The 26,215-nt window shown below is 64.8% G+C and carries 22 protein-coding genes; 5 read left to right on the top strand and 17 right to left on the bottom strand.

The annotated features are described in order from the left end of the window. Positions 1-215: 215 nt before the first annotated feature. A complete protein-coding gene (locus IIE29_RS03165) occupies positions 216-1,355 on the bottom strand; it encodes a carboxylate-amine ligase (protein ID WP_209323711.1) in 1,140 nt (379 codons plus the stop codon). Between the two features lie 301 nt (positions 1,356-1,656). Here IIE29_RS03165 and IIE29_RS03170 point away from each other — a divergent pair, with 301 nt between their 5' ends. Then, positions 1,657-1,959, top strand: coding sequence for a hypothetical protein (locus tag IIE29_RS03170; protein WP_209323712.1), 303 nt, complete (start codon positions 1,657-1,659; stop codon positions 1,957-1,959). 57 nt (positions 1,960-2,016) lie between these two features. On the opposite strand, the gene IIE29_RS03175 is transcribed toward IIE29_RS03170, so the two are convergent. Further along, entirely contained in the window at positions 2,017-3,939 is a 1,923-nt protein-coding gene (locus IIE29_RS03175) for an MFS transporter (protein WP_209323713.1), read from the bottom strand. A gap of 227 nt (positions 3,940-4,166) precedes the next feature. Here IIE29_RS03175 and IIE29_RS03180 point away from each other — a divergent pair, with 227 nt between their 5' ends. Beyond that, positions 4,167-5,555: an alpha,alpha-trehalose-phosphate synthase (UDP-forming) gene (locus IIE29_RS03180; RefSeq protein WP_209323714.1), complete on the top strand. Its 1,389-nt coding sequence runs from the start codon at positions 4,167-4,169 to the stop codon at positions 5,553-5,555. Here the strand turns inward: IIE29_RS03180 and IIE29_RS03185 are convergent. Together IIE29_RS03185 and IIE29_RS03190 are read right to left on the bottom strand one after the other, a co-directional pair. After that, on the bottom strand, positions 5,539-5,997 hold the full coding sequence (locus IIE29_RS03185; protein ID WP_209323715.1) for a hypothetical protein: 459 nt from the start codon (positions 5,995-5,997) through the stop codon (positions 5,539-5,541). The two genes, IIE29_RS03180 and IIE29_RS03185, sit on opposite strands and share 17 nt — an antisense overlap. Next, complete coding sequence (locus IIE29_RS03190) at positions 5,994-8,468, bottom strand: molybdopterin oxidoreductase family protein (RefSeq protein ID WP_209323716.1); 2,475 nt, start codon at positions 8,466-8,468, stop codon at positions 5,994-5,996. The genes IIE29_RS03185 and IIE29_RS03190 overlap by 4 nt, the downstream gene beginning before the upstream one ends. Before the next feature lie 362 nt (positions 8,469-8,830). On the opposite strand from IIE29_RS03190, the gene IIE29_RS03195 reads away from it, so the two are divergent. Both IIE29_RS03195 and IIE29_RS03200 read left to right on the top strand, forming a co-directional pair. Beyond that, positions 8,831-9,139 (top strand): DUF4235 domain-containing protein, encoded by a 309-nt coding sequence (locus IIE29_RS03195; RefSeq protein ID WP_209323717.1) that lies wholly within the window; start codon positions 8,831-8,833, stop codon positions 9,137-9,139. Positions 9,140-9,230: 91 nt separating this feature from the next. Beyond that, positions 9,231-10,823, top strand: coding sequence for an FMN-binding glutamate synthase family protein (locus IIE29_RS03200; protein ID WP_209323718.1), 1,593 nt, complete (start codon positions 9,231-9,233; stop codon positions 10,821-10,823). 81 nt (positions 10,824-10,904) lie between these two features. Here IIE29_RS03200 and IIE29_RS03205 read toward each other — a convergent pair whose 3' ends face one another. From IIE29_RS03205 to IIE29_RS03250, 10 genes are all read right to left on the bottom strand, one after another. Further along, entirely contained in the window at positions 10,905-12,086 is a 1,182-nt protein-coding gene (locus tag IIE29_RS03205) for an NAD(P)/FAD-dependent oxidoreductase (RefSeq protein WP_209323719.1), read from the bottom strand. Positions 12,087-12,148: 62 nt separating this feature from the next. Further along, entirely contained in the window at positions 12,149-12,949 is an 801-nt protein-coding gene (locus tag IIE29_RS03210; RefSeq protein WP_209323720.1) for an SDR family NAD(P)-dependent oxidoreductase, read from the bottom strand. A gap of 39 nt (positions 12,950-12,988) precedes the next feature. Continuing rightward, complete coding sequence (locus IIE29_RS03215) at positions 12,989-14,362, bottom strand: NAD-dependent succinate-semialdehyde dehydrogenase (protein WP_343071771.1); 1,374 nt, start codon at positions 14,360-14,362, stop codon at positions 12,989-12,991. A gap of 171 nt (positions 14,363-14,533) precedes the next feature. Further along, positions 14,534-14,881 (bottom strand): general stress protein, encoded by a 348-nt coding sequence (locus IIE29_RS03220; protein ID WP_209323722.1) that lies wholly within the window; start codon positions 14,879-14,881, stop codon positions 14,534-14,536. Positions 14,882-14,990: 109 nt separating this feature from the next. Next, positions 14,991-15,350, bottom strand: coding sequence for a hypothetical protein (locus IIE29_RS03225; protein ID WP_209323723.1), 360 nt, complete (start codon positions 15,348-15,350; stop codon positions 14,991-14,993). Positions 15,351-15,662: 312 nt separating this feature from the next. Beyond that, positions 15,663-17,258 (bottom strand): zinc-binding metallopeptidase family protein, encoded by a 1,596-nt coding sequence (locus IIE29_RS03230; RefSeq protein WP_209323724.1) that lies wholly within the window; start codon positions 17,256-17,258, stop codon positions 15,663-15,665. Next, positions 17,245-18,258, bottom strand: a complete 1,014-nt coding sequence (locus tag IIE29_RS03235; protein WP_209323725.1) for a C-terminal binding protein — start codon at positions 18,256-18,258, stop codon at positions 17,245-17,247. Before IIE29_RS03235 ends, IIE29_RS03230 begins: the two co-directional genes overlap by 14 nt. Beyond that, entirely contained in the window at positions 18,255-19,901 is a 1,647-nt protein-coding gene (locus IIE29_RS03240) for a thiamine pyrophosphate-binding protein (protein ID WP_209323726.1), read from the bottom strand. The genes IIE29_RS03235 and IIE29_RS03240 overlap by 4 nt, the downstream gene beginning before the upstream one ends. Before the next feature lie 3 nt (positions 19,902-19,904). Further along, positions 19,905-21,608 carry an amidohydrolase gene (locus tag IIE29_RS03245; protein WP_209323727.1) on the bottom strand — a complete coding sequence of 568 codons (1,704 nt, stop codon included), beginning with the start codon at positions 21,606-21,608 and terminating at the stop codon, positions 19,905-19,907. Then, the gene (locus tag IIE29_RS03250) at positions 21,608-22,948 is read right to left on the bottom strand and encodes an MFS transporter (protein ID WP_209323728.1); all 1,341 of its coding nucleotides are present in this window, start codon (positions 22,946-22,948) and stop codon (positions 21,608-21,610) included. Before IIE29_RS03250 ends, IIE29_RS03245 begins: the two co-directional genes overlap by 1 nt. 237 nt (positions 22,949-23,185) lie before the next feature. Between IIE29_RS03250 and IIE29_RS03255 the strand changes: the two genes are divergently transcribed. Beyond that, positions 23,186-24,145, top strand: coding sequence for an Lrp/AsnC family transcriptional regulator (locus tag IIE29_RS03255; protein ID WP_246475658.1), 960 nt, complete (start codon positions 23,186-23,188; stop codon positions 24,143-24,145). 55 nt (positions 24,146-24,200) lie between these two features. On the opposite strand, the gene IIE29_RS03260 is transcribed toward IIE29_RS03255, so the two are convergent. From IIE29_RS03260 to IIE29_RS03270, 3 genes are read right to left on the bottom strand one after another with little or no spacing between them, the layout of a single operon-like run. Continuing rightward, positions 24,201-25,184 carry a M56 family metallopeptidase gene (locus tag IIE29_RS03260; RefSeq protein WP_209323729.1) on the bottom strand — a complete coding sequence of 328 codons (984 nt, stop codon included), beginning with the start codon at positions 25,182-25,184 and terminating at the stop codon, positions 24,201-24,203. Beyond that, the gene (locus IIE29_RS03265; protein WP_209323730.1) at positions 25,181-25,570 is read right to left on the bottom strand and encodes a BlaI/MecI/CopY family transcriptional regulator; all 390 of its coding nucleotides are present in this window, start codon (positions 25,568-25,570) and stop codon (positions 25,181-25,183) included. The genes IIE29_RS03260 and IIE29_RS03265 overlap by 4 nt, the downstream gene beginning before the upstream one ends. Next, positions 25,567-26,127 carry a hypothetical protein gene (locus tag IIE29_RS03270; protein WP_209323731.1) on the bottom strand — a complete coding sequence of 187 codons (561 nt, stop codon included), beginning with the start codon at positions 26,125-26,127 and terminating at the stop codon, positions 25,567-25,569. Before IIE29_RS03270 ends, IIE29_RS03265 begins: the two co-directional genes overlap by 4 nt. Positions 26,128-26,215: the final 88 nt, after the last annotated feature.

A 26,215-nucleotide genomic window follows, 5' to 3' on the forward strand; every position in this document is an offset into this window, starting at 1 on the left:
GCAGCCCCAGGGTTGGGATTGCCATGCCATGGGGTACAGCTCCACTGTGCTGATCACTGATTCGAGGGAAATCGCCTCGCGACGAGGGCATCCGGTACTCGTCTCCGCCTGTCGTCCGAGGCCGACGCAGATTCCTGACCGCATCTGCGGGCTTCCGCGGAAGCCAAGGGCAATCTGCCCTTTTCACAATCATCTGTTCAGCCACCCCTGTTCCGTCAAGGGGGGTCAGAAACGCTCCGGAGTGCCGCGGCATCGTACTCGGGCTCATCCTGAGAAGTGGCTGTCAATCTGTGTCCGGCGAATTCCAGCAGGCCCCATACCCCCTTTCCTGCCATTGCCCCGCGCTGCTCCTCGGAGCCGGTGCCCTGACAGAGCAGACGCCGGAGTCCATGGTGAACGCGGTCGGCGTCGTGTGTGCGCAGCAGGGCCGGTTGTGCGCGCTCGAAGACCTTTCGGACGACTGCTGCGGCCGGTGCGCTCATCCCCGTCTCCGGATCCATCAACGGCCCCGTGAGACCGAAGCGTGCAGCCTGCCAATGGGCGATATCCAGCAGATTCGCAGGTTCCGAGTCCGCGCTCGGGTCGTCCATCGCGATGTCCACGAGCGCACGGATGAGCAATGCGAGAGTCAGAGTGGTCTCGGTGTCCAGCTGCACGTCACAGGTCCGGATCTCGACGGTCGTGTGCTTGGGTGAGAGCCGGACCAGCCAGCCCAGGGTCGCCTCGTCGAACACCACGTCCGAACGCAGGGCAGCAGCGACCTGCGCATCGTAGTCGTCGAGATCCGTAAAATGGGGCGGGATGCCGAAGACGACCCACCGTCGGTAGTGGATCGAGCGCCAGCTGGCGAAGCCGCTGTCGGCTCCGCGCCACAGGGGCGAATTCGCGCTCAGGGCTGTGAGCACCGGAATCCACCTGCGCAGGCCGTTGAGTGCCCTCACGCCCGCTTCCCTGTCGGGGATGTCGACATGGACATGCATGCCGTTGACGTACTGATCGGCCGCGATCGCGGGCGCCAGCTCCGCGAACTCACGGTAGCGGCTGCCGTCACTGACTCCCAGCGAGGCCTCGGGGATCTGAGGTGCCGCACCGAGTCCGACAGCGAGCAACCCACGCGACTGAGCCGCTGCCGACAGCCGACGGCGAAAGGTGTGCAGCGATTCGAACGCCTCGGCGGCGGTGGCCAGCACAGGAGTGGCGAATTCGATCTGCCCGGGCAGCCACTCGGCGCAGACCTCTCCGCTGCTCGAAACCACCTCGTCCTCGACTTCCTGCAGGCTGCTCTTCGCTCGAGCAGGCAGAAGAGAATGCCGATCGACGAGGAGGAATTCCTCTTCGATGCCGAATTCGCTCATCGTCACCTCGTTCCGTTTCCGATCCGCTCACGCTATTGGACGTGCCACGGATGCGATACCGGATTCGGGGCCTCACGAAAATACCTGCGAAAGGGGCAGTGCGTGCGAGTTCGCGGGGATTTAGAAGCGGCAGACATGTCTCCGCCTGCCTCTGGCCGCAGTCGGGAAGCAGAACATAGACTTCAGGCAGATTCGAGGCGGCCGAAGAAGCGTCTGAGATGAGAACGGTCCGCGCGGATCATCCGAGCAGCGGGAAGACATATCACCCGTTGCGGACCATTCGAGACTAGCCAGCAGAGAAATGGACGATCAGGACCCCATTCAGGCCATTCCCGATGCCTCATTTCCGGATCACCGCGCAGCCGTGAGAAGAAGGAAGCTTGCGGAGGCGGTCGAGTTCTGGGATGTGACCCTCACCGGAGTGTGGCTGCACTACGTCAGCCTCGGCGGAGAGCTCACCGAATACGAACTCGACGCCTACCTCCACGAGGCGTACTTCATGACGCCTTATCAGCACGACATCCTCGCCGAGGCGGTCAACGAACTCATCGATATGCTTCCCCCGCCCCCGCGGGCTCCGCTCACGAACGAACCGGAGCTGTGAGCGGAGCTGCGAAGAGCCGGCGCTGAGAGGACTCCACGCATACGACGAGCGGCGGGATCAGCCCCTGTCGTCCGGAGCGCCTTCTCCATGGTCGCGATCGGCGCGGCCTCGTTCGGAATCGGCGGGACCAGCCTCGTCCGTGGGACGGGGACCGTCCCCACGGTATTCCAGGCGACCTCGGCGATTGCGACGGATGGCGCCGTGCCGGATCGCTTCGCGCACCGCTCCGCGGAAGCGTCCCGGGCCCCATCTCCGTGCTCCGATGGCGCGGAAGAGTTCGACGTCTCCCACGGGTTCCATGTCTCGGACGAAGTCGATGATGCCGTTGACCTCATTGGCCGAGACCTCGGGCGGAACATCGCGAGAGGACACCGACGGCCACGGAGCGTAGACACCGGCGGATCCCGGACCCGGGCGCAGGCGACTGCCACGGGAGGCGACTTCGGAACCGGCCCCCTGACGGCTCGGTGAACCGGCTCCGCCGGGTGCGGAGGGTTCGCTCGTCGCCGGCTTCTCGGTCTCCTCGGGCTTCTCCGCGTCCTCGGCTGTGAGCGGCTGCGCGATGGCCTCGAGGTCGGCGCCTTCGGCCTTGACCCCGAAGAGCAGCTCGGCGATTCCCCCGAGTGCCATCACCCCTGCTCCGATGCAGAACGCCAGAGCCACCTGTGAGCGCTCACCGGATTCGATCATGCCGCCGAACAGCAGCGGTCCGGCGATACCCCCGGCGGCGGTGCCGATCGCGTAGAAGAACGCGATGGCCAGCGCGCGGGTCTCCATCGGGAAGATCTCGCTGACCGTGAGGTAGGCGGCGCTGGCGCCGGAGGAGGCGAGGAAGAAGCAGACGACGAGGACGATGAGGAACAGCCACTCTCCGCCGACTGCGCCTTTGAAGACCAGGGCGAGGACGACGGCGACGACGGCCGAGCCGAGGTAGCTGAACGAAATCATCGGCTTGCGACCGATCGTGTCGAAGAGCCGACCGAGGATGACCGGCCCGGCGAAGTTGCTCAGCGACCAGATGATGATGAAGATCGGCACCGTGGCGGCGGCGACGCCGTAGAAGCCGTTGAAGATCGTGCCGAGGTTGAACGTGATGCCGTTGTAGAGGAAGGCCTGTCCGACGAAGAGGACGAGGCAGAGGATGGCGCGTTTCGGGTAGATCTTGAAGGCGACCTTCATGATCTCGACGAAGGTGATCGTCTTCCGCTGCCGGACGGTGATGGTCTTCTCCGCCGGCGGCAGGGTCTGCGAAGTCTCGGATTCGATATCGTCTTCGATCTCACCCACGATGCGCTCGGCCTCATCCTTCTGTCCGTGGATGAACAGCCAGCGCGGGCTCTCGGGGACGTTCTTGCGCACGACGAAGACGAAGATCGCCAGCAGCATTCCGACGGCGAAGGCGAGCCGCCAGCCGATCATCTTCGGCAGGATGTCCGTGTTGAGGAAGAACAGCGTCGTCGCGGCGCCGCCGGCGGCACCCAACCAGTAGGAGCCGTTGATGATGAGGTCGATGCGTCCGCGCACCCGGGCCGGGATGAGTTCGTCGATGGCCGAATTCACCGCAGCGTACTCTCCGCCGATGCCGGCTCCGGTGAGGAAGCGGACGAGGAAGAAGTACCAGGGCGCGAAGGAGAAGGCCGTGGCGACCGTGGCGATGAGGTAGAGGATGAGGGTGATGAGGAAGAGCTTGCGGCGGCCGAATCTGTCGGTGAGCTGGCCGAAGACGATCGCCCCGACGCAGGCTCCGAGCACATAGAGTGCGCCGGCAGTGCCGATCTGTCCGGCCGTCATGTCGATGCCGCTGCCCTCTTCGGTCATTCGGGCGGCGACGTTGCCGACCATGGTGACCTCGAGGCCGTCGAGGATCCATACGCTGCCGAGGCCGACGACGACCATCCAATGGAATCGCGCCCATGGCAGGCGGTCCAATCTGGCGGGCACGTCCGTCTTGATCGTTCCGAGCTCGATGTCCTTGCTCATGGCCACCTCCTGGGTCGCAGTTCACACGATTGCCAGGAAGTTTAAGCAGGCTGTGCAAAGGCTACAAGGCATGGCGTTCCCTGCGGAAGGAGAGTATTGTGCGTCCACTCGAGTCCAGGCGGGCACTGTCTCTGCGGCATCGGCCAGCACCCCATCCTTCGTCCAGGACGTAAGGTGATGGTGGGTCAAGAAGCCGGCCTCCCATCCACGTGAGGACACCCGTGTTCATGAGGCCGCCCCAAGCGCCGTATCCATTCCTCGTCGTCGCCGCGCACCTGCCCGTCGCGGACGCGCAGAGAGCGCGATGCGCAGAAGCCGAACGGCTCACTGCGGCGCTGTCGCCGTTCGTCCGACTCAACCACGGCGCATGGATCGGTCCGTGCAGTGCCGAATCCTCTCTGCGGACACCCTCGGAATCGGACGGGATGACGGTTGTGCCGGTCGATCTGGGCTCGGATGCCGCAGGCTATGAGTCGCTCGTCGCGGACCGTCTCCGCCCTGCCTATCACGGTCGGAACGGAAGAGCGCAGTTCGGCAGCTCATCGTGGAGTGCCTTTTCCGCGGCCACTGCGCGGATCGCCGAGCAGGCGATCGAACTCGCCGCGCCCGGGGCGGTCATCGTGGTGCACGGCTTCCAGCTGCAGCTGATCCCCACGATGATCCGTCAGCGGCGCCCCGATGTGCGCATCGGGTTCTTCAACCACATCCCTTTTCCCGCGACGGAGGTCGTCGCTCAGCTGCCGCGCCGCGACGATCTCATTCGCGGCATGCTCGGCGCCGACGTGATCGGCTTCCAACTCGGTTCCGATGTCAAGAGCTTTCGAGAAGCCGCATACAGCTTCACCGGCGTCGATCCCAGTGACACGGGCACCGTGGTCGGTGCCTACCCGGAATCCATCGATCCCTGTGCACTCGCTGCCATGGCGGAGGCGCCCCGGACGCTGCAGGGCGCGCGGAAGCTCAGAGGAGAGCTCGGAGCTCCGCAGACCCTCATCGCCAGTGTCGACCGTCTCGACTGCACCACCGGGCTGCTCAATCAGCTGCGCGCCTACGAGGTTCTCCTCGAAACCGGAGAGATCGACCCACGGAAGACGCGTCTCGTTCAGTTCGCGATGTCCTCCGATGACGTCGACTCCGATCGGCAGCTGCGTGACGAGGCCGAGCAGCTCGTCGGACGCATCAACGGCCGCTTCGGATCACTGCACAGCTCCGCAGTGCACTACCACTGCGGCGCCTATTCGCGGGAGTCGCTGGCGATGGTCTACGCCGCCGCGGACATCTTCCTCGTCACGCCTCTGCGCGAGGGGATGAGCCTCACCGCGAAGGAATACGTCGCGGCACGGCGTCACCGAGGCGGAGTCCTGGTGCTCTCCGAGTTCGCCGGGGCGGCGGCGGAACTCGAGCACGCCATCATGGTCAACCCCTTCGATGGCGATGGGCTCAGGAAGGCGCTCTCCGGTGCGCTGAGCATGTCCGACGAGGAGGCGCGCCGCCGGATCGACGCCATGGTCGAAACCGTTGAGAACCATGACGCCCATCGCTGGGGGTGTGAATTCCTCAACGCCGTCGTCGGCCAGTCCGTCACCGATCCGCAGACCGTCACTCGGCTGCGATGAGCGCCTGCGGCGCCGCTTGCTTCGCTCGCGTCCGCAGCCAATCGGCCTGAGTGGAGGTCTCGCCCACGCAGTCGGCGACGACGTCGAGCAGCTCATCATCGCGCAGCGCCGCGGCGGCCTGCTCCACCAAGGTGTAGGTGAAATCGACGAAGGTCGTCAGCAGATGCAGGTCCTGCAGGTCACGCAGCAGCCCGAGCGGACCGCTGCGAGTGTCGTCGAGTTCGGCGGCGTGAAGCCTCTCCGGCTCGTCGTCAGGCTGCTCTCCATAGCGATCGACGATCGGTGCCAGCAGCTGCTCGTGCGCCTCGCATTGATCGGCGAGGGTGTGACAGATGAAGTAGACGTCCGGTTCGCTGCCGTGCCCATCACCGATCTTCCGCAGCGATGAGGCGAGGACCGACTCCGCGGATCGGACCATCCCGAGATAGACAGGGAGCTTCACAGCGCATCCTCCTTGACGGTGTCGGTGGGGAACCGCTCCTCGGCCTGCCCGTCCTCGCCGCCCACGGTCGGCGGCATGGATGTACGCCTGATCGGCCGCGAGGCCGTCGTCGTCGGGGCAGGAGCCGGCCCGCTGCCGGCCGCGATTCTCTGGATGCGCACTGCCGCATTCTTGAACTGCGGCTGCTTGGACACAGGATCCCATTCCGTGAGCGTCAGCTCATTGGCAGCCGTCGGCTCGTCCTCCGGCCGAGTCTCCCCTGCTTCCTGCCGCTCCCAGTAGCCGTAGTGGAAGGGGGCGAATACGGTGCCGTCGCTGACAGACCCGATTCGCGCCGGGACGCGGATCTCACCGCGGCGGGAGGCCACTCGCACGATGTCGCCCTCGGCGATGCCGAAGGCCTGCGCATCGTGTTCGGAGATCTCGACCCAGGCTGAGGGCGCGGCGCCCTGCAGCTGGGAGCTCCTCCCCGTCTTCGTGCGCGTGTGGAAGTGATAGGCCGTGCGCCCGGTGGTGAAGCGGAGAGGGTAGCTCTCATCGGGGATCTCGGGCGCCGAGGTGAACTCGGCGGTCTTGAGCAGCGCCCTGCCGGCAGGGTCCATGGAGCGGTATCTCAGCGGTCCGACGGTCGCTCCGGTGAGCAGATCGTGGCCGAAGGTCTCACACTCCTCGAAACCGGTCGAGAAGCAGCCGTCCTCGTAGAGCCGCCGCCGTCCGTCGGGGTGCTCCTCGTTGCAGGGCCAGGGGATCCCGCTGCCTCCCCGCAGACGGTCATAGGTGATCCCCGTGTAGTCGCAGAGCCGACCGCGCGAGCATTCCTTCCACGCTTCGAAGGCGTCCTCGGGAGTCTCCCAGTCGAGGAGAGGCCGACCGCTCTTGGTCGACAGTCCCATCCGCGTGGCGTAGTCGAGGAAGATCTCGAAATCGCTGCGCGCTTCGCCGGGCGGATCGACGGCCTTGTCGGCGAGGTGGACGGTGCGGTCGACGTTCGTGAAGGTGCCCTGCTTCTCACCCCACCCCGCCGCCGGCAGCACGACGTCGGCGAAGCGGGCGGTCTCGGTGAGGTAGAGGTCCTGCACGACGAGGAAGAGGCCGGATTCGGCCAATATGCGTCGGATGCGCTCGGCCTCGGGCATCGACACGGCGGGGTTGGTCGCCGAGACCCAGAGGAGCTTGATGCTTCCCTGCTCGGCGTAGCGGAAGATCTGCATCGCATGGGTCGGCGGAGCCCAGTGGGGGATCGTATCGGTGTCGACGTCCCAGAGCTTCGCGAGTTCGGCGATGTGATCGGGGTTCTCCCAGTTCCGGAAGCCCGGCAGGTCCCCGTCGGCTCCGGTCTCCCGAGTGTTCTGCGCCGTGGGCTGGCCGTTCATCTGCAGCACCCCGTTGCCCGGCGTGCCGAGCTTGCCGCGCAGCAGATGGAGATTGTTGACCTGGCAGGAGGCAGCTGTCGCCTGCGAAGCCTGATAGAAACCCTGCAACACGGTCGAGAGCACACGCTGCGAGGTGCCGAAGATCTGTGCGGCCCGTCGGATGTCCTCGGCCGCGACTGCGCACACCTCGGCGGCTCTCTCCGGCGTCCACTCGTCGACGGCCCGGCGCAGCTCCTCGACTCCGAGCGTGTGCTCCTCGATGTAGTCGCGGTCGATCCAGTCGTTGACGAAGAGCTCTCGCACCAGAGCATTCATCAGGGCGAGATTCGTTCCCGGACGCACCGCGAGGTGGACGTCGGCATGATCGGCGACCTCGGTGCGTCGCGGATCGATGCATACGAGTGCCGGACGGTCAGCACCGGTCAGCCGGTCGAGCACTCGCGCCCACAGCACCGTCTGCGTCTCGGCCATATTGTGTCCGTAGAGGAAGACCGCATCGCAGCAGTCGATGTCCTCATAGCAGCCCGGCTGCCCGTCGGAGCCGAAGCTCTCCTTCATCGCCGCGGCGGCCGTCGCCGTGCACAGGCGAGTGTTTCCGTCCATATGCGGCGTTCCCAGACCGGCCTTGCCGATGACTCCGAGGGCGTAGTACTCCTCGAGGAAGAGTTGGCCGGATGTGTAGAAGCCGTGGCTGAGGGGACCGACCTCGTCGAGCAGTTCGGTGCTGCGTCCGACGATCCGACTCATCGCGGTCTCCCAGTCGGTGGGCACCAGCTCTCCGTTCTCACGGATGAGCGGCTGTGTCAGTCGAGCCCGATTCCGCATCCCCTGCCAACTCGCGAACAGGCCCTTGGGGCCGAGCCGACCGCGGTTGACCGCATCGGTCTCTCGCCCCCGGACGCCGACCATCTCGCCGTCCTTGACGGCGATGTCACAGGCACAGCCGTTGCTGCACAGCACGCAGGCCGACTGCACCCACTCATCGACATCGGAATCAGTGAGCTCGGCGGACAGTTTCTGGTCGACGCGGCTCGGCCACTGCTCCTCACGCGCGTACGGGGTGCGCGTACCCCAGATGTCTGCGATTCGATCAACCATGCATCGGCTCCTCCCGCACGACCGTTGGTCTCCCATGCTGGGCGCGACCCCAGAGACCGTCAATCGGTTCTGCTGACGCACGCATTTCTCCGCGACACGGTCCCGACCTCGAAACCATGACCTGCGAATACGCCTCGGCGACTGGCCCGCCGAGCGGTCATTCGGATCCGGCCGAGCGCGTCGTTCGGCCCGGACAGCAGGGCACAGTAACAGCATCCGAACAGGCACGGTACCCCTGTTGTCATCGGGGCCGTCTCAGTAATCTCGGGTGTCCTATGGCACGCATGGGCAGACTTCTGCACCGTGCAGAAGCCTGGCAGACACGAGACCGTGCTGCCCTCAGCAACGACGGAAGGCAAGAGATGACTGCAGCGAAACGCACCTCGGACACGGAATCGACTTCGGCCAAGCTCCTGTACCGGCCGATCGGCATGCTCAACGGACTCATCAGCGGCGCAGTCGCAGGGGTGGTCTTCAAACAGATCTGGAAGCGGGTCTCCCCCGAGCACAGCGAGGACGCACCCCAGGCGCTGAATTCGGATTTCAAACTCAGCGAGGTCCTTCTCGCCGCGGCGCTGCAGGGAGCGCTCTTCGCACTCGTCAAAGCGGCGGTCGACCGCAGCGGGGCACGCGTGTTCCAAAAGCTCACCGGCGACTGGCCGGGAGAGTGACCCAGGAGGCCCCCACGATGTAAGTTCGAGGTGGGGGCCGGGAGGCCGCACCGAAGGGCTTGAGTTCCAATTGAATAGGTGAGGAGATCCGATGGGACGTTTCCTGGCGATCACAGCGACTTTCGCCGCCTTGGTGGCGATGGCATGGGCTGCCGCTGTGGGACCGTGGGCGTGGTGGGTCCTCGGCGGCGTGGTTCTGGCCATCATCGCAGTGGCGGTCCATGACCTGGTCCAGAAGAAGCACGCGATTCTGCGCAACTACCCCGTGGTCGGACATCTGCGCTTCCTGCTCGAGTCGCTCAGGCCGGAACTCCAGCAGTACTTCATCGAACGGAACTGGGACGGTCGACCATTCGATCGCGATATCCGCTCCATCGTGTACGAACGATCGAAGGGAATCCACGGGGAGACGGCCTTCGGTACCGAACGCGACGTCAACGGCGTCGGCTACGAGTACCTCCTCCATTCCACCGCTCCGGTGCCCGAACCGGAGCAGCCTCCTCGAGTCGAAGTGGGAGGCCCGGACTGCTCGCAGCCCTACAGCATGTCGCTGCTCAACGTCTCGGCCATGAGCTTCGGCTCCTTGTCACCGAACGCCGTACGGGCGCTGAACCGAGGTGCCCGCCTCGGCGGGTTCGCCCACGACACCGGCGAAGGTGCGATCTCTCCCTACCACCTCGAGCACGGCGGCGATCTGGTCTGGGAGATCGGAACCGGATATTTCGGTGCACGCACCGACGACGGCGACTTCGATCCTGCCCAGTTCCGCGACCAGAGCGCCAGGGAGCAGGTGAAATGCGTCTCCCTCAAACTCAGCCAAGGCGCCAAACCCGGAGTCGGCGGTGTGCTGCCTGCGGCGAAGGTCAACGCGGAGATCGCCCGGACCCGCGGCATCCCCGAAGGCGAGAAATGCGTGAGCCCATCAGCGCACAAGGTGTTCACAACGCCGACCGAACTCATCGAATTCATCGCGCAGATGCGCGAACTCTCAGGAGGGAAGCCCGCCGGCTTCAAACTGTGCGTGGGCTCGCGCATCGACGTCCTGGCGATCTGCAAGGCCATGCTCGAGGTCGGCACCGCCCCCGACTTCATCATCGTCGACGGCGCGGAGGGCGGTTCGGGGGCCGCTCCCCTGGAGTACGAGGACCATGTGGGCACACCGCTGACCGATGGACTGCTCACGGTCCACAACGCACTCGTCGGCACCGGCCTGCGTGATCGGATCCGCATCGGAGCCAGTGGGAAGATCGCCGCCGGCAACGATGTGGTCAAACGCCTCATCCAGGGCGCCGACTACACGAACTCCGCGCGCGCCATGATGATGGCGGTCGGATGCATCCAGGCTCAGATCTGCCATACGGGCCTGTGCCCGGTCGGTGTGACCACCCAGGACCCGAAGCGGCAGCGAGCCCTGCATGTGGGGGACAAGAGCATACGCGTGAAGAACTATCAGGAAGCGACCGTGAAACAGGCGGTCGAGATCATGGCATCGATGGGTGTCAATGATCCCCACGATCTCTCCCCGGACTTGCTCCAGCGCAACATCGGACGCACCGAGCACCGTTCATATGCCGAACTCTACAACTGGCTGCAGCCGGGCGAGCTCCTCTCACAACCGCCCGAAGGGTGGGCGCACGACTGGTTCGCGGCCGACCCTTCGTCGTTCCGGAACCGCTCACAGTAGGCTTCGGCAGTCCTGTCTGCTCGGCACCGGTCGGACAGAGACTCTGTTCAGGAGACTCTGTCTCTGTTCAGTGGGCTCTGTTCACGAGATCCTGTTGACGAGATCGCCCGGTGAGTGCGCCCAGTCCTCGGCGAGGACCTCCCGAGCCGCATCGAGCCGACCCTCCATATTCACCATGAGCACTCCGCGGACCCGCCCGTCCTCGTCGAGGTAGTACACCACACCATCGGTCTGCGGCTTCTGCCAGTCCTCGACGGTGCGCAGGGCGGGATCGAGCTCTCCGACCGCCTGGTATCCGAAGTCGAAGACGTTCGTGTAGAAGTACGGTGTGTGCGTGTAGGACTCGTCGGCTCCCGCCATGATCCGTCCGACCGCTGTGCCCATGCTGGTGGCATTGTCGACGTGCTCGACACGCTGCCGGCCGAGGATCCTGTCCGGGTAGCGGGCGACGTCTCCGGCCGCGAAGACGTCCGGCTGCGAGGTCCGCAGGGAGTCGTCGACGATGATCCCGTCGTCCGTGTCCAGTCCCGCGTCCTCGGCGAGCTGGGTCGCCGGTTCGATGCCGAGGCCGACGACGACGGCGTCGAACTCATGGGAATCGCCGTCGTAGTCGAGCACCACACGCTCGCCTTCGGTGCGCCCTCCCGATGCCTTCGTGCCCGGCACGAGAGTCACCCCGTGACTGCGGTAGAGCTCGTGGAACTGCTTGGCGAGGTCCGGCGGAAAGATGGAGCCGCCGAGGGTCTCATCGTCGAAGATCAGAGTCGCACGGGTCTCGTTCTGAGCCAGTGCTGCGGCGAGCTCGGTGCCGATGAAGCCTCCTCCGATGACCGCGATGCTCAAGTTCTGACCAGCGAGGTCCCGCAGGCGGCGGTAGTCGGCGAATTCCCGGAAATAGATGACCCGCTCGCCTTCGTCGAGGTCGATGCCCTTCGGGCGTCCTCCGGTGACGAACAGCAGCTTGTCGTAGCCGAAGCTGCCGATGGTCGTCATCACGGTTTTCGTTTCGAAGTCGACCTCGGTGGCCTCTGTGCGGAGGCTGATCCGGGCTCCGGTCGCCTCGGCGGTGTCGAAGTAGTTGTCGCTCTCAGCGAAGCTCTCATCGGTCCACAGGCGCTTGCTCAGCGCCGGCCGGGTATAGGGTTCGTCGACGTCATCGCTGATGATCGCGATCGTTCCCTCGTCGTCGATCTCCCGGATCCCCTGCGCTGCGGAGGCGGCGGCCATTCCGCCGCCGATGATCACATATCGGAACTGGTCCATGTCGAATGCTCCTCTTCTCTTCTCTGGCGTGTGTGCGGTCGGTATCGGGACGCTCGAGCGTCCTAGATCGTTGCGACGGATCCGGCGTCGACGCGATAGTTCGAGCCGTTGACGAAGCTGGCGGCGTCCGAGCACAGGAATGCGATGACTTGGGCCGCTTCCTCCGGCCGACCGCGGCGCCCGAGTTCCATGAACGGACGCTCCTCGCGCAGGAATGAGGCGATCGCCTCATCGAAGCTCGTTCCCTTCCGCTGCACTCGCTCATTCATCATTTCGTCGGTCATCGGGGTGGCGATGAAGGCGGGAGAGACGGTGTTGACCAGCAGGCCTTCTGAAGCATAGGTGCGCGAGAGTCCCTTGGCCATGGAGAGCATGCCTGCTTTGGCCGCACAGTACGGCAGCTCCTCTTCATAGGGCTGCACCGCGTCTTCGGAGGACACGAACACGATGCGACCCCAGCCGCCTCGGCGAAGCCCGGGAAGGAACGCACGAGTGACACGGACCGGCCCCATGAGGTCGACATCGATGGTCCGGTCCCAGCCCTCCTGGCTGATCTCGTGGAACAGTCCTCCGGCACCGTGGATGCCGGCAGCGTTGACGAGGATGTCGAGGTCGCCCACCTCGGCGGCGACCGCGGCGGCGAGTTCGTCGACGGACCCTTCATCTGCGATGTCGGCGTCGTGGGCGTAGATCCGGTCCTTGTATTCGGCGAGTTCGTCGACAGCCGCTTTGAGCTCGTCGGGCTCGAGTCCGGTCATCACGACGACAGCCCCTTCTGCGAGCAGCTGGCGCGCCGTCGCCAGGCCGATGCCCGAACTCGCTCCTGTCACCAGGGCTTTGCGGTCGCGGATGTTGAGATCCATCTGTCTCCTTCCAGGTCTCGGACGTCGGTCGCTGCCGTCTCAGGGAGTGCGGATGAGCTTCTTGTTGACGAATTCGCGGATGCCTTCAGCACCGAGTTCTCGTCCGACCCCCGAGCGCTTCGTGCCTCCGAAGGGCAGGTCGGGTTCGGTCCAGGTGGCCTGGTTGATCCACACCATTCCCGTGTCGATGCGGTCGGCAACGCGTTGGGCCTTTTCGATGTCGTCGCTGACGACTGTGCCGCCGAGCCCGAAGGACGAGTCATTGGCCAGCGCCACGGCTTCATCCTCGTCTGCGACCGAGTAGACGACCGCGACGGGGCCGAACAGCTCCTCCGAGTAGGCGCGCATCTGCTCAGTCACCCCGGTCAGCACCGTCGGTTCGACGAAGGCGCCCGGTCGGTCGACTCGGTGGCCGCCGGTGTGGACCTTCGCGCCGTGGTCGATCGCGTCCTCGACCTGCTCCATGAGGTCCTGGGCGGCCTGTTCGGAGGACAGAGGTGCCATCGTCGTCACGGAGTCGGCCGGATCGCCTGCGACGAACTCCGACATCTTCGCCGTCAGCAGATCCACGAACTGATCGTAGAGATGGTCGACCACGATGAGGCGCTTGGAGGCGATGCAGCTCTGCCCGGAGTTCGTCATCCGTCCCTTCACGGCCGCGGTGACGGTCGCGTCCAGATCCGCCGCATCGAGAACGACGAACGGATCGCTTCCGCCGAGTTCGAGGATCGACTTCTTCAGATGGCTGCCCGCACCGCTCGCCACTGCCGCACCGGCGCCTTCCGAGCCGGTCAGCGATGCTCCCCGGACCCGTTCGTCAGCGATGATCGTCTGGATCTGATCGTTGTCGGCGAAGACGTTGCGATAGCAGTCGCGCGGCAGCTGCGCGTCGTTCATGACCTGTTCGAAGGCCAGAGCTGACTGCGGGCAGTTCGAGGCGTGCTTGAGGATGATGGTGTTGCCGGCCACGAGGTTCGGTGCGGCGAGACGCGCGACCTGGTAGTAGGGGAAGTTCCACGGCATGACTCCGAGGATCGGGCCGATGGGTTCGTACTTCATCACGGCGCTGCCTCCGCTGGCGGGTTCGAGCCGTTCGTCGGAGAGCAGCATGGGCCCTTCTTCGGCGTAGTAGCGCAGGATCCTCGCCGCCAGTTCGACCTCTGCCTCTGCCTCGGCGCGGAGTTTGCCCATCTCGAGGGTGAGGAGCTCCGCGAGGTCGTACCTGCGCTCGTCCATGAGGTCCGCCGCTCGCGCGAGCGGGGCGGTGCGGTCGCGGACGTCGGTCGTCCGCCAGGTCTGGAAAGCTGCGTCGGAGGCGTCGATGACGGCCGAGATCTCCTCGTCGCCGGCAGTCGGGAACTCCTTGAGCACTTCTCCGGTTGCTGGATTCGTGGTCTTGAACTTCGCGCTCACAGCGTCTCCTTCCTCTCCGGTCCGCAGTCTCGTATCGCGTCTGCTGCACGGCTGCTGAACCTTGGCACCACAGTCCCAGGGCACGCGGGGCGGCCAACAGCCCCTTTCGCAGATCATCCGTTGCCCCTACAATCTGCGAATCGGGCAGACACCCTGCGCTGTGCAGATCGCTCAGTGCCTCTGCGATCCTTTCGGTTCGTCGATGAGGAGCAGGATCATCCCGTCGTGGAGCTTCGCCTCGAGTTCATCGGCTTCGTCCGCATCGAAGCCGAAGCTTCGGAAGATCTCACGGAGCTCGTCTCCCCTTTCGTTGTACCGCTCGGCGACGAGATCGTCGATGTCGCCGAGGTCGATGCTGACATCGTCCCCGACGAGGCAGTCGGTGCACTCCTCGTCATGGGCGAACAGATGCAGGGATTCCTTCGGCACGCCTTTCGACCCCAACTTGTTCAGGGCGTTGAGCACGCCGATGTCATCCCGGAAGGTCTTCACCATCGGCTGCACTGCCTCGGCCTCCATGACAAGCCTCCTCATCCGGTGAGCATTCAAGTGCGAACGGGTCCCGCTACGCTAGCAGGCACCGCCCGGTCCCGTAACCCCTCACCTGACGAGGACGGAGCCACGTCAGTCACCAGGGGTTGGCCTCCTGCCAGCGGGTGAACCAGTAGCGGTCTCCCTGATAATGAGATTTCTCGGGCTTGCATCCACGCAGGTCCGAATGCTCTCCGAGCCAATCGCGCACCAGCTCCGGAACCTCGTCCATCCGGTGCCTCCATTCCACGAGTTCGAGGACGAGCACCGCACCGTCCTCGGCTTCGAGGCGGCACGAATAGGTCGGCAGGCTCTCGGTGAGCTGCGAATGCGTATAGCGGATCTGATCGCAGCCAGTGGTGAGATGGAAGCGGATGTACTCACCGCAGACACTCGCACACAGAGCCTTGAAATCCCGGTACCGCACCAGCCAGTCCGGAGCCTCATATTCGGTCATACGTTCTATTATGGGTTTCAAGATGGCAAACGGGCAAGCAGGCCCAATTCATTCCCAGAATCGGCAGTATGGGCGCTTCTTTTCGCTCCAAGGAGGAGAGTCAAATCTGTCCAGAGTCGGGGCGTTATGGATCTCTGTATGCTTGGCCCGAATTCACTCCAAAACGCGGTTCATCGATTCCCGCGTGACGGACCCCTGGCGTATTGATTCACAGCACAGCTGACAACCGATGTTCGTGCCAGAGGCTGAGGCACTCGAGCGTTACCGAGGCATTCGCAGTCGAAGAGGCTAGCGGAGCGCTACGGCATGCCCCTACCAATCTCGAGAGCCGTTCCGGGTGTAGTCGGGCCAGGGCAAGCTAATTGGTGCTGTGAAATTTTCGGGCAACAAGGGCGGCATTGGCTCAGCATCGACCCTCCTGTCGAATTCTGCTTTCGCGTCGGCCAACAGGCCCGGGCGTTGCAGCAGATCGAGGAACGTCCCGGCGATCGTTTTTCCGGCAGTCTCGATCGTCGGGGTGATTGTAGAGGGAATGCCTCCGAGGGCATTCATCGCCCACGACGGATACGGGTGCCCATCATCGGTTGGGGCAAGCGTAGGTCGTGCAATGTAGAAGCGCACCAGTGGAGCGTAATGCGACATCTCGACGTAGTCGTCACTGGTCCAGTTCCTCTGCCACGCCGGCATCTGCTCACGTAGCACGCGCTCGGCTTCCTGCGGTTCAATGAGTTGTTCGGTTGCGGCCAGGAAAGGGTTCTCCATCGGCTCGATTCCGACAGCGGACTGGATCTCTTTTCCCACTTCCACCGCCTCCGGACCGTATTCCGGCGGTCCAATCTGTTCGAGATTGGCATAGAGCACATCGGCGAGTACATGGTTCGCCCGACCGGGCCTGCTTCTGGCCACCCACCGATCCTCGACTGCGCAGTGAGCCATAGTGGCCGCAGCAGTGGCGTTGCGGTCCAGGACGGCAAGCACGTGCTCGGCCATCTCGACATCCGGAGTTCGCCACGAATACTGCAGCCTAGCCACACGCTGTGGCAAGTTGTCGGCCGTGGCCTGTCCGTCGGTGAGGATCGCGTCAGAAAAGCTCCAACCTCCCGTGGCCGGCAACATCGAGTCGAGCATAGTCCTGCTGGCTGTGTACATCTGAGACAGCGCCACGTTGGCCCCAGGAGCGCGGGCAGCGGAATGAGACGCGGGAATCGGTGAATTGGGGTCAGCGCTCGAGAGCTGCCACGTCTCCGGGTGGTCGCAGACGAAACTGTACACTTTCGAATAGTAGGCACCGCAGTGGGTATCCCAGCGCGCGGTATTGCACAGAGGCAGCATGTAGAAGGGATGGAAGGAGACGATCGCGTCCGCGTCGTCGTAATAACCGCGAAGCCCGTGAACTACTTTCGAGCCGTGCATCTTCTCCGCTGGCTCGCCTGTGTACTTCAACCGGCCGCCGAGGTTGTGCACCTCCATCGCATGCTTCGTGGCCAACAGACCGGCGAGGGTCGAGATCCCTAGCGCCGAGTGTGGGTCGGTGTGCCCGGGGGCGAAGCGGGTGAGCCCAGCCCGCGGCTGCTCATGCGTCGTGGCAGCCTGGCTGTTTCCGGGCACCGCATCGTATTCAGCGTAGGTCAGCAGAGTCGGTCCCTCACCATTGGACCATTCGGCGCAGAATGCGGTAGGCATTCCGGCTGACCCGTCCTCGACAGCAAAGCCTGCTTCACGCAGCGTCTCCACATACCAGGCCTGGGACTGGTATTCGCGCCAGGCAGGTTCGGCAAGCTCCCAGATGTGGGTGTGCCATTCGGTAAGTTCATTGAGGTGTGCGGCGATCCACGCCCTGGCGGTCGCCTTGGCGTCCCCGGGGAGGACACATTCAAGGGATTGAGTTGAATCTTCAGGTGAGGTCATGCTTGCCTTCGGATCGAGCTACAGGAGCGTTCACGGGCGATTCCGGTTGCCCGGTCTCAAATAGCGTGATGGCATTCTGCGCTTGAATTCGCAGGTATTCGGCAGCCGTACGATCAGAGAAATACGCGATGTGCGGAGTGAGCAGGACCTCTTCTCGACCCAGCATCGGGTGATCCGAAGACGGTGGCTCCATGTCGAGTACGTCGAGACAGGCGCCCGCCAGTCGACCGGAGTCGAGAGCGACTGCCAGCGCTGCGTGGTCGATGATTGCGCCACGGGAGACATTGACGATAAGCGCATTTTCTGCCATCCCGTCGAGGAACTCTGAGTCGACCAGCTTCTCCGTGTCCGCAGTCAGAGGCAAGTGAAGCGAGAGCACATCGGCACTGGACCGAACCTCGTCAAGGCTGGCCCGTCGCACTCCCAGCGAATCAAGGTCAGTGCGAACCGCCTCAGTGTCGGGTAAGTACGGATCGGAGCCGATGATGGATCCGAATAATGCCGACGCCTGCCTCGCGAGCTCCCGTCCAATACGGCCGAGACCAATGATTCCCAGAGTCAGCTCGCTCACCCGACGAGGCGCGACTGCCGACCGCGCGTTCCAGTCTGTGGGGTTCGCCGAGGCAGTGTAGAACGGAAGGCGGCGCAGGTGAGCTAGCACGGTTGCGAGAGTATGTGTGGCAACTTCTTCGGTCGCCGCGCCGGGAACGTTTGTCACCCAGATTCCATATTCATTCGCGGCTTCGATGTCAACACTGTCCGTACCCATGGACATCAGGGAAATGATGCGCAGGTCAGTCAGCGCCTCGATGACTTCTCGAGTGATCTCCGAGTAGCCCGGCAGAAGTGCCTGCGCCCCTGCGGCGCCAGCGATGATCTTCTGAGGATCGCGTGTTCGAAGCACGCGGGTCTCGAATCCGGCCAGTTCGAGCATCGCGACCGCAGGGCTGATGTCTGTGTCCTCGACGTCGGTGAATACAGCAATCGGCTGATCTGTCATTTGTTCTCCTCAGAGGTATACTCGGCCAGATCAAGGTGGATGAGCTGGAGTCCGCCGGCAGTGAGAGCAGTGTCGACGGCTGCAGCCAATTCAACTGCGGAGGTCACATGCCTGCCGTCGCCACCGAACGCCTTCGCCAGACCCGGCCAGTCGGGTTGGGCGAGGTCAACGCCGATGGGCGCAATGCCGACGTCGGCCTCGTTAGCTCGGATCTCTCCGTAGCCGCCGTTGTCCAGAACGATTACGGTGACCTCTTCCTCCTGTTCGACGACTGTGATGAGCTCCTGAACGGAGAACATCAGCGCGCCGTCCCCGATGACGACGAAGCTCGGCCGATGAGGGGCGCCGATGCGCGCACCGAGCGCTGCCGGTAATCCGTAACCCAGTGTTGCGAAGGTGCCCATGTACGGCGTTGAATTCGCCCTCGGGACCTTGAGCGTGTTCAACAGTCCCCCATAGGCGATCTGCGAGGAATCTGTGGCGACGATCGCGTCGGCGGGCAACGCGGAGGCAATGTCGGCGGAGACCGCGGTATTGACCGGAGAGAGTTCGGCGCATTCCCTCCGCGCTGCCGCAAGCAGGTCGACGACTGTCGATTCGGCGGCCGAAAGCAGGGAGCCCCCTGCTCTCGCCGATTCCTCGATGATCGCGGCAAGCACCGCTTCGGCATCACCGACGAGACCGAGGTCGGCAGTCTGGTTCTTGTCGATCTGCGTGTCGAGGATATCGATCCGGATGACTGTGCCCTGCGCATCGAGGCGGTCGACCCACAGCTCGGCATCGCCGAGTTTCGCGCCGATGACGAGCAGCACGTCCGCGTTTCTGGCGTGCTCGCGGACGCGGCTCAGGCGCAGGTTCGACCCCAGCGACAGCGGGTGATGCTCATCGAGGATGCCCTTGCCGTTGAGGCTCGTGACCACGGGGGCAGCCAACTGTTCGGCAAGCTTCCGGACCTGGTCCGCTGCACCGCGTGCGCCACCGCCGGCGAGGATCACTGGTCTGTGGGCGGCGTTAAGGAGGTTCGCCGCCTCGGCGATGCTCTGCTCTGGCGGCAAGGGCACGGGGTCGGCGGTGCGGGCCGTGATCAGGTGCTCATCGAGGTCGGTGATCTCGTCGAGCAAGTCGAGCGGGATCTCGATGTAGACCGGGCGCGGCCGCGAGGAGGCGAAGAGTGCGAAGGCGTCGTGGACGGCGGTCACCGCCTCGTCGGCGGCGCTCACCCGGCGTCCCCATTCGACGATCGCCGAGGCGGCCCCGAGTTGGTCCTTCGTCTCATGCAAGGTGCCCGCGTCGGCGAACTCCTCGCCTCTGGCCGGCCCGGGGGCGAGGATGATCATGGGTCGGGACTCGCAGAAGGCGGTCCCTGCTGCCGAGAGCGCGTTGAGCAGTCCGGGCCCGCTCGTGGTGAGCACGACTCCCGGCAGCCCTGTCTGCAGTGACCACCCGTCTGCGGCGTATCCGGCGCCCTGTTCGTGTCGGGTCGTGACGGCGCGGATGCCCAGTACCTCGAGCGGACGGTAGAACTCGAGGTTGTGGGTTCCAGGGATCCCGAAGACCGTGTCGATGCCGTAGGAGCGCAGTGCCTCCATGACCACCCAGCCCGTGGTTCTGCGCTTCTCCGTCTTCAACAGCTGTGCGTGCATAGTTCAAGCCTCTTCCGTCAGATTGCGATGACCATTAGTACTGACACTTTTTGACCGGAAACGGCTGCTGCCGTCGACCCATGTCTCACGGACCCCGATGCCGGCGATCTTGGCCGGGTCGACGGCCAGTGGGTCGGCGTCGAGGATGACGAAGTCCGCACGTTTGCCGACAGTCAGCGAGCCGAACTCGTTCTCTCGGCCCAGCGAAGTCGCTCCTTCCAGGGTGTGTGCCCTCAGCGCCTCGGCGGCGGTGATCCGCAGGCTGTCTGATCCGAGCTTGGCACCGCGCCGCGTCACTCGGGTCACCGCTGCCTGGATCGCTTCGAGCGGTCGCGGTTCGGCGACGGGGGCGTCGGAGGAGATGGTGGCGGGGACACCCGCAGCGAGGAATTCGCCGAGGGGGTTGAACCGCTCTCCCGGGGTGCCGATGGCCTGTTCGACGCCCTCGCCCCAGTTGTAGTAATGCTGTGTCTGGTTGACCGGCCGGATGCCGAGCTCCGCCATCCGCGCGATGTCTGCCTCGGTCGGCAGTCCGCAGTGCTCGATCCGATGACGGGCATCAGCGTCCGGCCGCTCGCCCAAGGCCTTCTCAACCGCGTCGACGACCATGGCGATGGCGGTCGGAGACTGAGCATGCGTGGCTGTCTGCAGTCCTTTCGCATGGGCGCGGGAGAGCAGCTCGGTGTATTCCCTGGGGTCGTGGTAGAGCTGGCCGGTGCGGCAGGGGTCGCCCACATAGCCTTCGGGGAAGTAGGCCGTCCAGCCGCCAAGGGTGCCGTCGGCATAGAGTTTGATCCCGGCCGCTGAGAGGAAGGCGTTGCCGAAGGGACCGGTCAGGCCGAGGTCGATGACCTGGTCGAGGAGGTGGGAGAGGAAGTACATGGACACCCGCATGTCCAGCGCTCCCCGGTCGACCATCGCCAGGTAGGCGGCGAATTCGCGCTTCGACACCTGTGCATCGCCGATGGCGGTGACGCCGCCCGCCAGGAATTCTCGCTGGACGAGGTCGAGCTGGTGTTGGTGTTCGGCCGCCTCGTCGCCGAGGTGGAAGTTCGGTCCGTGATGGCCGATCTTGACTCCGTGAAGTCCGGTGAGGACATTGCAGGCGGCATCGGAGAGTTCACCGGTGAGCTCACCGTCGGCGTCGCGGAAGAATTCGCCGCCTTCGGGATTCGGCGTGTCCCTCGTGATGCCGAACTTCTCGAAGGTGAAGGAGTTGACCACTCCCCCGTGCCCGGAGGAGTTCATGATGTAGACCTCGCGGTCGGTGGCGATCTCGTCGAGCTCCTCCTTGCGCGGGTGCCTCCGTTCAGCGAGGTTGCGCTGCTCGTAGCCGTACCCCCGGATCGGTGTTCCTGCGGGCAGCCTCTTCGCGCCCTCGCGCATGAGTTCGATGATCTCCGGGATCGAGCCTGCCTTGTCCGGGGAGACATCGATCCATGTGAGCATCTGTCCGTACATCAGCGGGTGGGCATGGGCATCGACGAAGCCGGGCACAATCGTGGCCCCGGGCCGGTCGATGCGCACAGGGTCGGACCCGAATGCCGCCGCCTCCACCTCGGCGCGGGAGCCGATGGCCCTGATCATTCCCCCGGCGATGAACATCGCCTCTGCGCTTGGATTCGCGTCATGGACGGTGTGGATGTGATCGGCAGTGACGATCGTCGGTTGCGAATCGCGGTCGTCGAAGGTGGCAAGTCTGCGCATCAGTGATCTCCTAGGGATTGTTTGGTCGAATCAGTGGTCCGTGCTGTCGCGTCGACGGCATCCCGGTGTTGTGGGGCGAAGGCCGTGCCGAGCCAGGCGACGACCGAGAGCAGTCCGAAGAAGGCGACGACCGACCATATGCTGCCCGTCCAGGCCATGAGCCCGCTGGCGATCGCCGGCGAGAGTCCGCCCCAGATGGCTGCACCGAGACCGTAGGACAGCGACATCGAGGTGTAGCGAGCCTGCGGTCGGAACATGTGGGCCATGAGGGCCGATAGCGGGGCCCAGGCACCCGAGAGCGTCAGTCGCACGACGGAGACGAGGACGAACATCACGGCGACGTTGCCGGCCTCGATGGAGAGGATGAGCGGAATCATGGTGGCGAAGGACAATCCGATGCCCAGGTACATGAGCATCTTGCCTCCCCACTTGTCGCCGAGCGCCGCCAACGGCAGGGTGACAGCCGCCTCGACGAAGGATGCGACGGTCATGGCCGCGAGGATGGTGTCGGCACCGATGGCGACATCGGGTCCGGTGGCATAGTTCTGGACGAAGGTTGTGGCGATGACGTAGCCGCCCGAGGACATGGCGATGATTCCCATACCCATGAGGATGGGCAGCCAATTGAACTTCAACGCGTAGAGGATCGGCGTCGAATCCTTCTCCCGCGTGGCTTCCTGCTCGAATACCGGTGTCTCCTCGATGCGCAGCCGCACCCAGATGCCGACACCGATGAGGATGACGGAGAACAGGAATGGGATCCTCCATCCCCAGGTCATGAGCACATCGTCACCGGCCGCGGCCAAGCCCCAGAAGGCCGCGGAGGACAGCAGGGCACCGAGCGGATTTCCCAGTTGCGTGAACCCGCCGTAGAAGGTCTTCCATTTCTCGGGCGCGGATTCGACCGACATGAGGCTCGCTCCGCCCCACTCGCCTCCCACGGCCAGTCCCTGGAACATCCGGAGAACGATGAGGAGGACTGGGCCGAGCATTCCGGCTGTGGCGTAGTCGGGCAGGCAGCCGACGAGAACGGTGGCCACACCCATGATGACCAGGGTGATCGTCAATGCGGGCTTGCGACCGAGGCGGTCGCCGACGTGTCCGAAGATGATTCCGCCCAGAGGACGCATGAAGAAGGCCACGGCGTAGGTGCCGAAGGAGGCGAGAGTTCCCAGCGATCTGTCGACCTCGGGGAAGAACACCTGGGGGAAGACGATGGCCGCGGCAGTGGCGTAGACGTAGAAGTCGTACCATTCGACGGTGGTGCCGACGGCGGCTGCGAAGCCCGATTTCAGTGCTTTGCGATGTGTCTTGGCCTGGCCCGGGTGCGTGGAAGGCATGTGGAGCTCCCTTGCTCGAATGTGATTCGCAGGCATGTTGTGTGCCTCCGCCGAATATAGGTGTTTTTGCACATGTTCAACAGAGGCGCGACCGGCCCTGAACCATATTTGGCCGCGCTTCTGACGATGTATTTCGACGTTTCGCTCACATCTTCTGCTCAGGACGGCATGCAACCGACTTTCTGCGAGTTAGAATCAACCGAATCATGGTTTCGGAATTGCTCCGAGCCGCCGCAGATGACGAATGAGAGGTTCCTGCCGATGACGTCCTCGGAGGGCACTGACGCTCAGCGGGACTTCGGTGACCTCGATGCTGCTCTCGTAAGAGCGCTGCAGGCCGACGGTCGCGCGAGCATTCTCGACCTTGCCCGCATGCTCGGGATCTCGCGTGATCTCGCCTCGCAGCGGGTGCGCCGCCTCATCGACGAGGAGGGCGTCAAAGTCGTGGCGGCGGTGGACCCCGGATTCGCCGGCCACGAGGTACTCGTCCATGCGATGCTCGATGTCGAGGGGGCAGCGGCCCCGATCGCGCACCGGATCGCCGACTACTCCGACGCCGTGCTGGTCTCCCTGGTCAGCGGCATGCGCCCGATCGTCGTCGAATTCCGACACGGCGATCTCGGCGAACTCGACGAGATGCTCGCTGCCGTGCGCGCGATCCCCGGTGTCCGCTCGATCCGTCTGACCACCTATGTTGAGGTGCTCAAAGGCTTCTTCGTCTCGAACGCGCGCAAGGACGTCTCGCCGGATCCGATCGACATCGCCATCATCGCGATGCTCCAGCGCGATGGTCGCACGAGCTTCAAATCCCTGTCCGATGAGGTCCATCTTTCTCCCTCATCAGTAAGAGAGCGGGTGGCGAAGCTCCTTGACGCAGGCGTTATCCGCATCTCGGCGATCCGTCCCGGCGGAATCTCACGCAGCCGGTTCTCCATCGGCCTGGGGATCTCAGCCCGCGGGGACCTCGACGCAATCCGAGAGCTCATCCTGTCCACACCGGCCATCGACTTCGCCGCTCGTACCCACGGCAGCTTCGACTTCATCGCCACCGTCCATGGCCATGTCTCCGGCGAAGTCCTCGCCGCAGTCGAGTCCCTGCGCAGCCTGGCCGAGGTCGCCTCCCTGGACTCGTGGACCCACCTCGACCTCGTCAAGGAGGGGTACGCCCGCAGCGTCGGTCAAGAGCTGCGACCGTGAGAGTGCGGACGGAAGACAGACTCCGGCTTGACCGCTTCCCACGGCGCCTGGACCGTCAGGGCAGTGTGCAGCCTGCGAGCAGGACGCCGGCATAGGTGGCGATGACCGAGGAGAAGAGGACGCCGAAGGCGGCCAGCGCACTGCTCAGAGCGGCCGTCGGCAACAGCCCCGGGGACATCCTCACGGGGGCGACGAGCTGCCGGACCCGGTCGGGCCCGGCGATATTCAGCGCATACGAACCGCCGAGGCGGCTGTCGCCTCCCACCTGCGGCCCGATCTTAAGCAGGGCACCGGCAAGCGCGGGAGTCCCCGCGACCTTCCGCGCGCGGTCATCTGCCGCGATCTCGAGGTAGAGCGGAACCGAGGCGGCGACCTCGGCGAAGAGCGGGATGAATCGCAGCGGGCGCACGAAGGCGTCCACCAGGGCAATGATCGCGTGGTGGCCCTGATCAACGTGAGCCCTCTCGTGCTCGAGCACCGCCCTCAGCTCGCCGGGCTCCAGCGCCGCACACAGATCCGCAGACAGCACCACTCCCCCGTACCTGCGAGGCAGCGAGAACGCCAGATGTCGGTGCCCGGTCACGGTCTTGACGGTGCTGCCGGCCACCTCGACGTCCACGGCCTGCCGGCCGAGGAGGCGAGCCGTCTCCGCGTTCTCGCGGTGCCGGCGCCAGGCCTGAAGACCTGCGCGGATGAGGAATACGAGCGAGACGGCCGGAGGCAGGAGGAGGAAGAGGATGACCGGGACGAGCGTGTCGATCTGAGCACCGCCGAAGGGGTTCGCCGCGATGAGGCAGCGCTGGCATACGTCGCCGATGGGCATCGGCAGCACATCGGGGCCCTTGAGCAGCCAGGCCGCCATGAGGCTGAGCGCGGACACCACGGCCCAGGACAGCAGAGGCAGGGACAGCAGCGCGAACACCGCCAGGCGCGGCACCCGCATGAGCACCGGCGCGGCCGCGCGAACGAGGGCCGGACCGGCCCAGGCGAGGACGAAGGCGAGGACGGCGACGCAGATACCGCCGATCAGCAGGCTCATTCGGCGACATCCTTCGCGTCGAGGTAGTCGCGCAGCAGCTGGATGTCGGCGGCATCGATGCCCTCGACGAAATGGAGGATCGAGGCCGCCCGGTCTCCGCCGTCGACCAGGGCCGCCTGCATCGTCCGCGCCGTGTGCTGCTCACGGCTGACGACCGGAGCGTGGAGAACCGAGCGGCCGACGCGCTCACGCCTGACGAGGCCCTTGCGCTCGAGGTTGGTCAGCACGGTGGCGATGGTGGTGTAGGCGGGTTCGGCCTCCGAGAACTCGATGATCTGCCGAACCGTGAGCGGTTCGTGGTCCCACAGCAGCCCCATCACCTGCTTCTCGAGGGCGCCGAGGCGGACCGGCGAGGAGTTCGCACCCCGGTCGTCGCTGTGAGTCATGAGCGGGCGCTCCTTTCGCGCGAGGGAAGCGGGCACGAATACTGGCCCTTGAGACGGGTGATCACGGCCGCCAGCAGGAGGATGACCGAAGCTGCGGCCAGGAGGGGCTGGAGCGGCGCGAAGTAGGTCAAGGCGCCAGTGTAGCCCAGGGCGAGCAGTGCGATCTTATTGCACACCGGGCATCCGACGGCGAACCACCCGAGCATTCCGCCCACGCCGCCGAGCACACCCGACCGCCCCTCGGAAGCGGTCTCCGGGCCGCGCGCCCCTTCCCCCGGCGCGGAGTCCGGGTCGCTCGCCTCTTCCTCCGAGTCGGGGGCCGGGCCGCGCACATAGCTGGCGATGAGCATTCCGAGCAGCATCGCCGTGAGGATCCACACCGGGTAGTCCCACCACACGGGCGGGATGTCGCGGGAGAAGAGCGCATTGGGGATGAGCACCGTCGCAAGCCCGATGATCACGGCAGACCCCGCGGCTGCGGCCGCCGCCACACCGATGCGCCTGCGGTCCCAGAGCAGCAGGCCCCGGTAGGCGTCTCTGAGCGCGTCGACGAACATGGATTCCCTTCTGGAAGACGTCGCGGATCCGGAAGATCGTGGTGGAGATGAGTCTACTATGATCGTTAGTATACTATGCAGGATAGTA

The organism is Brevibacterium renqingii, from assembly GCF_017808095.1.
In the GTDB taxonomy this organism is placed as follows: domain Bacteria; phylum Actinomycetota; class Actinomycetes; order Actinomycetales; family Brevibacteriaceae; genus Brevibacterium; species Brevibacterium renqingii.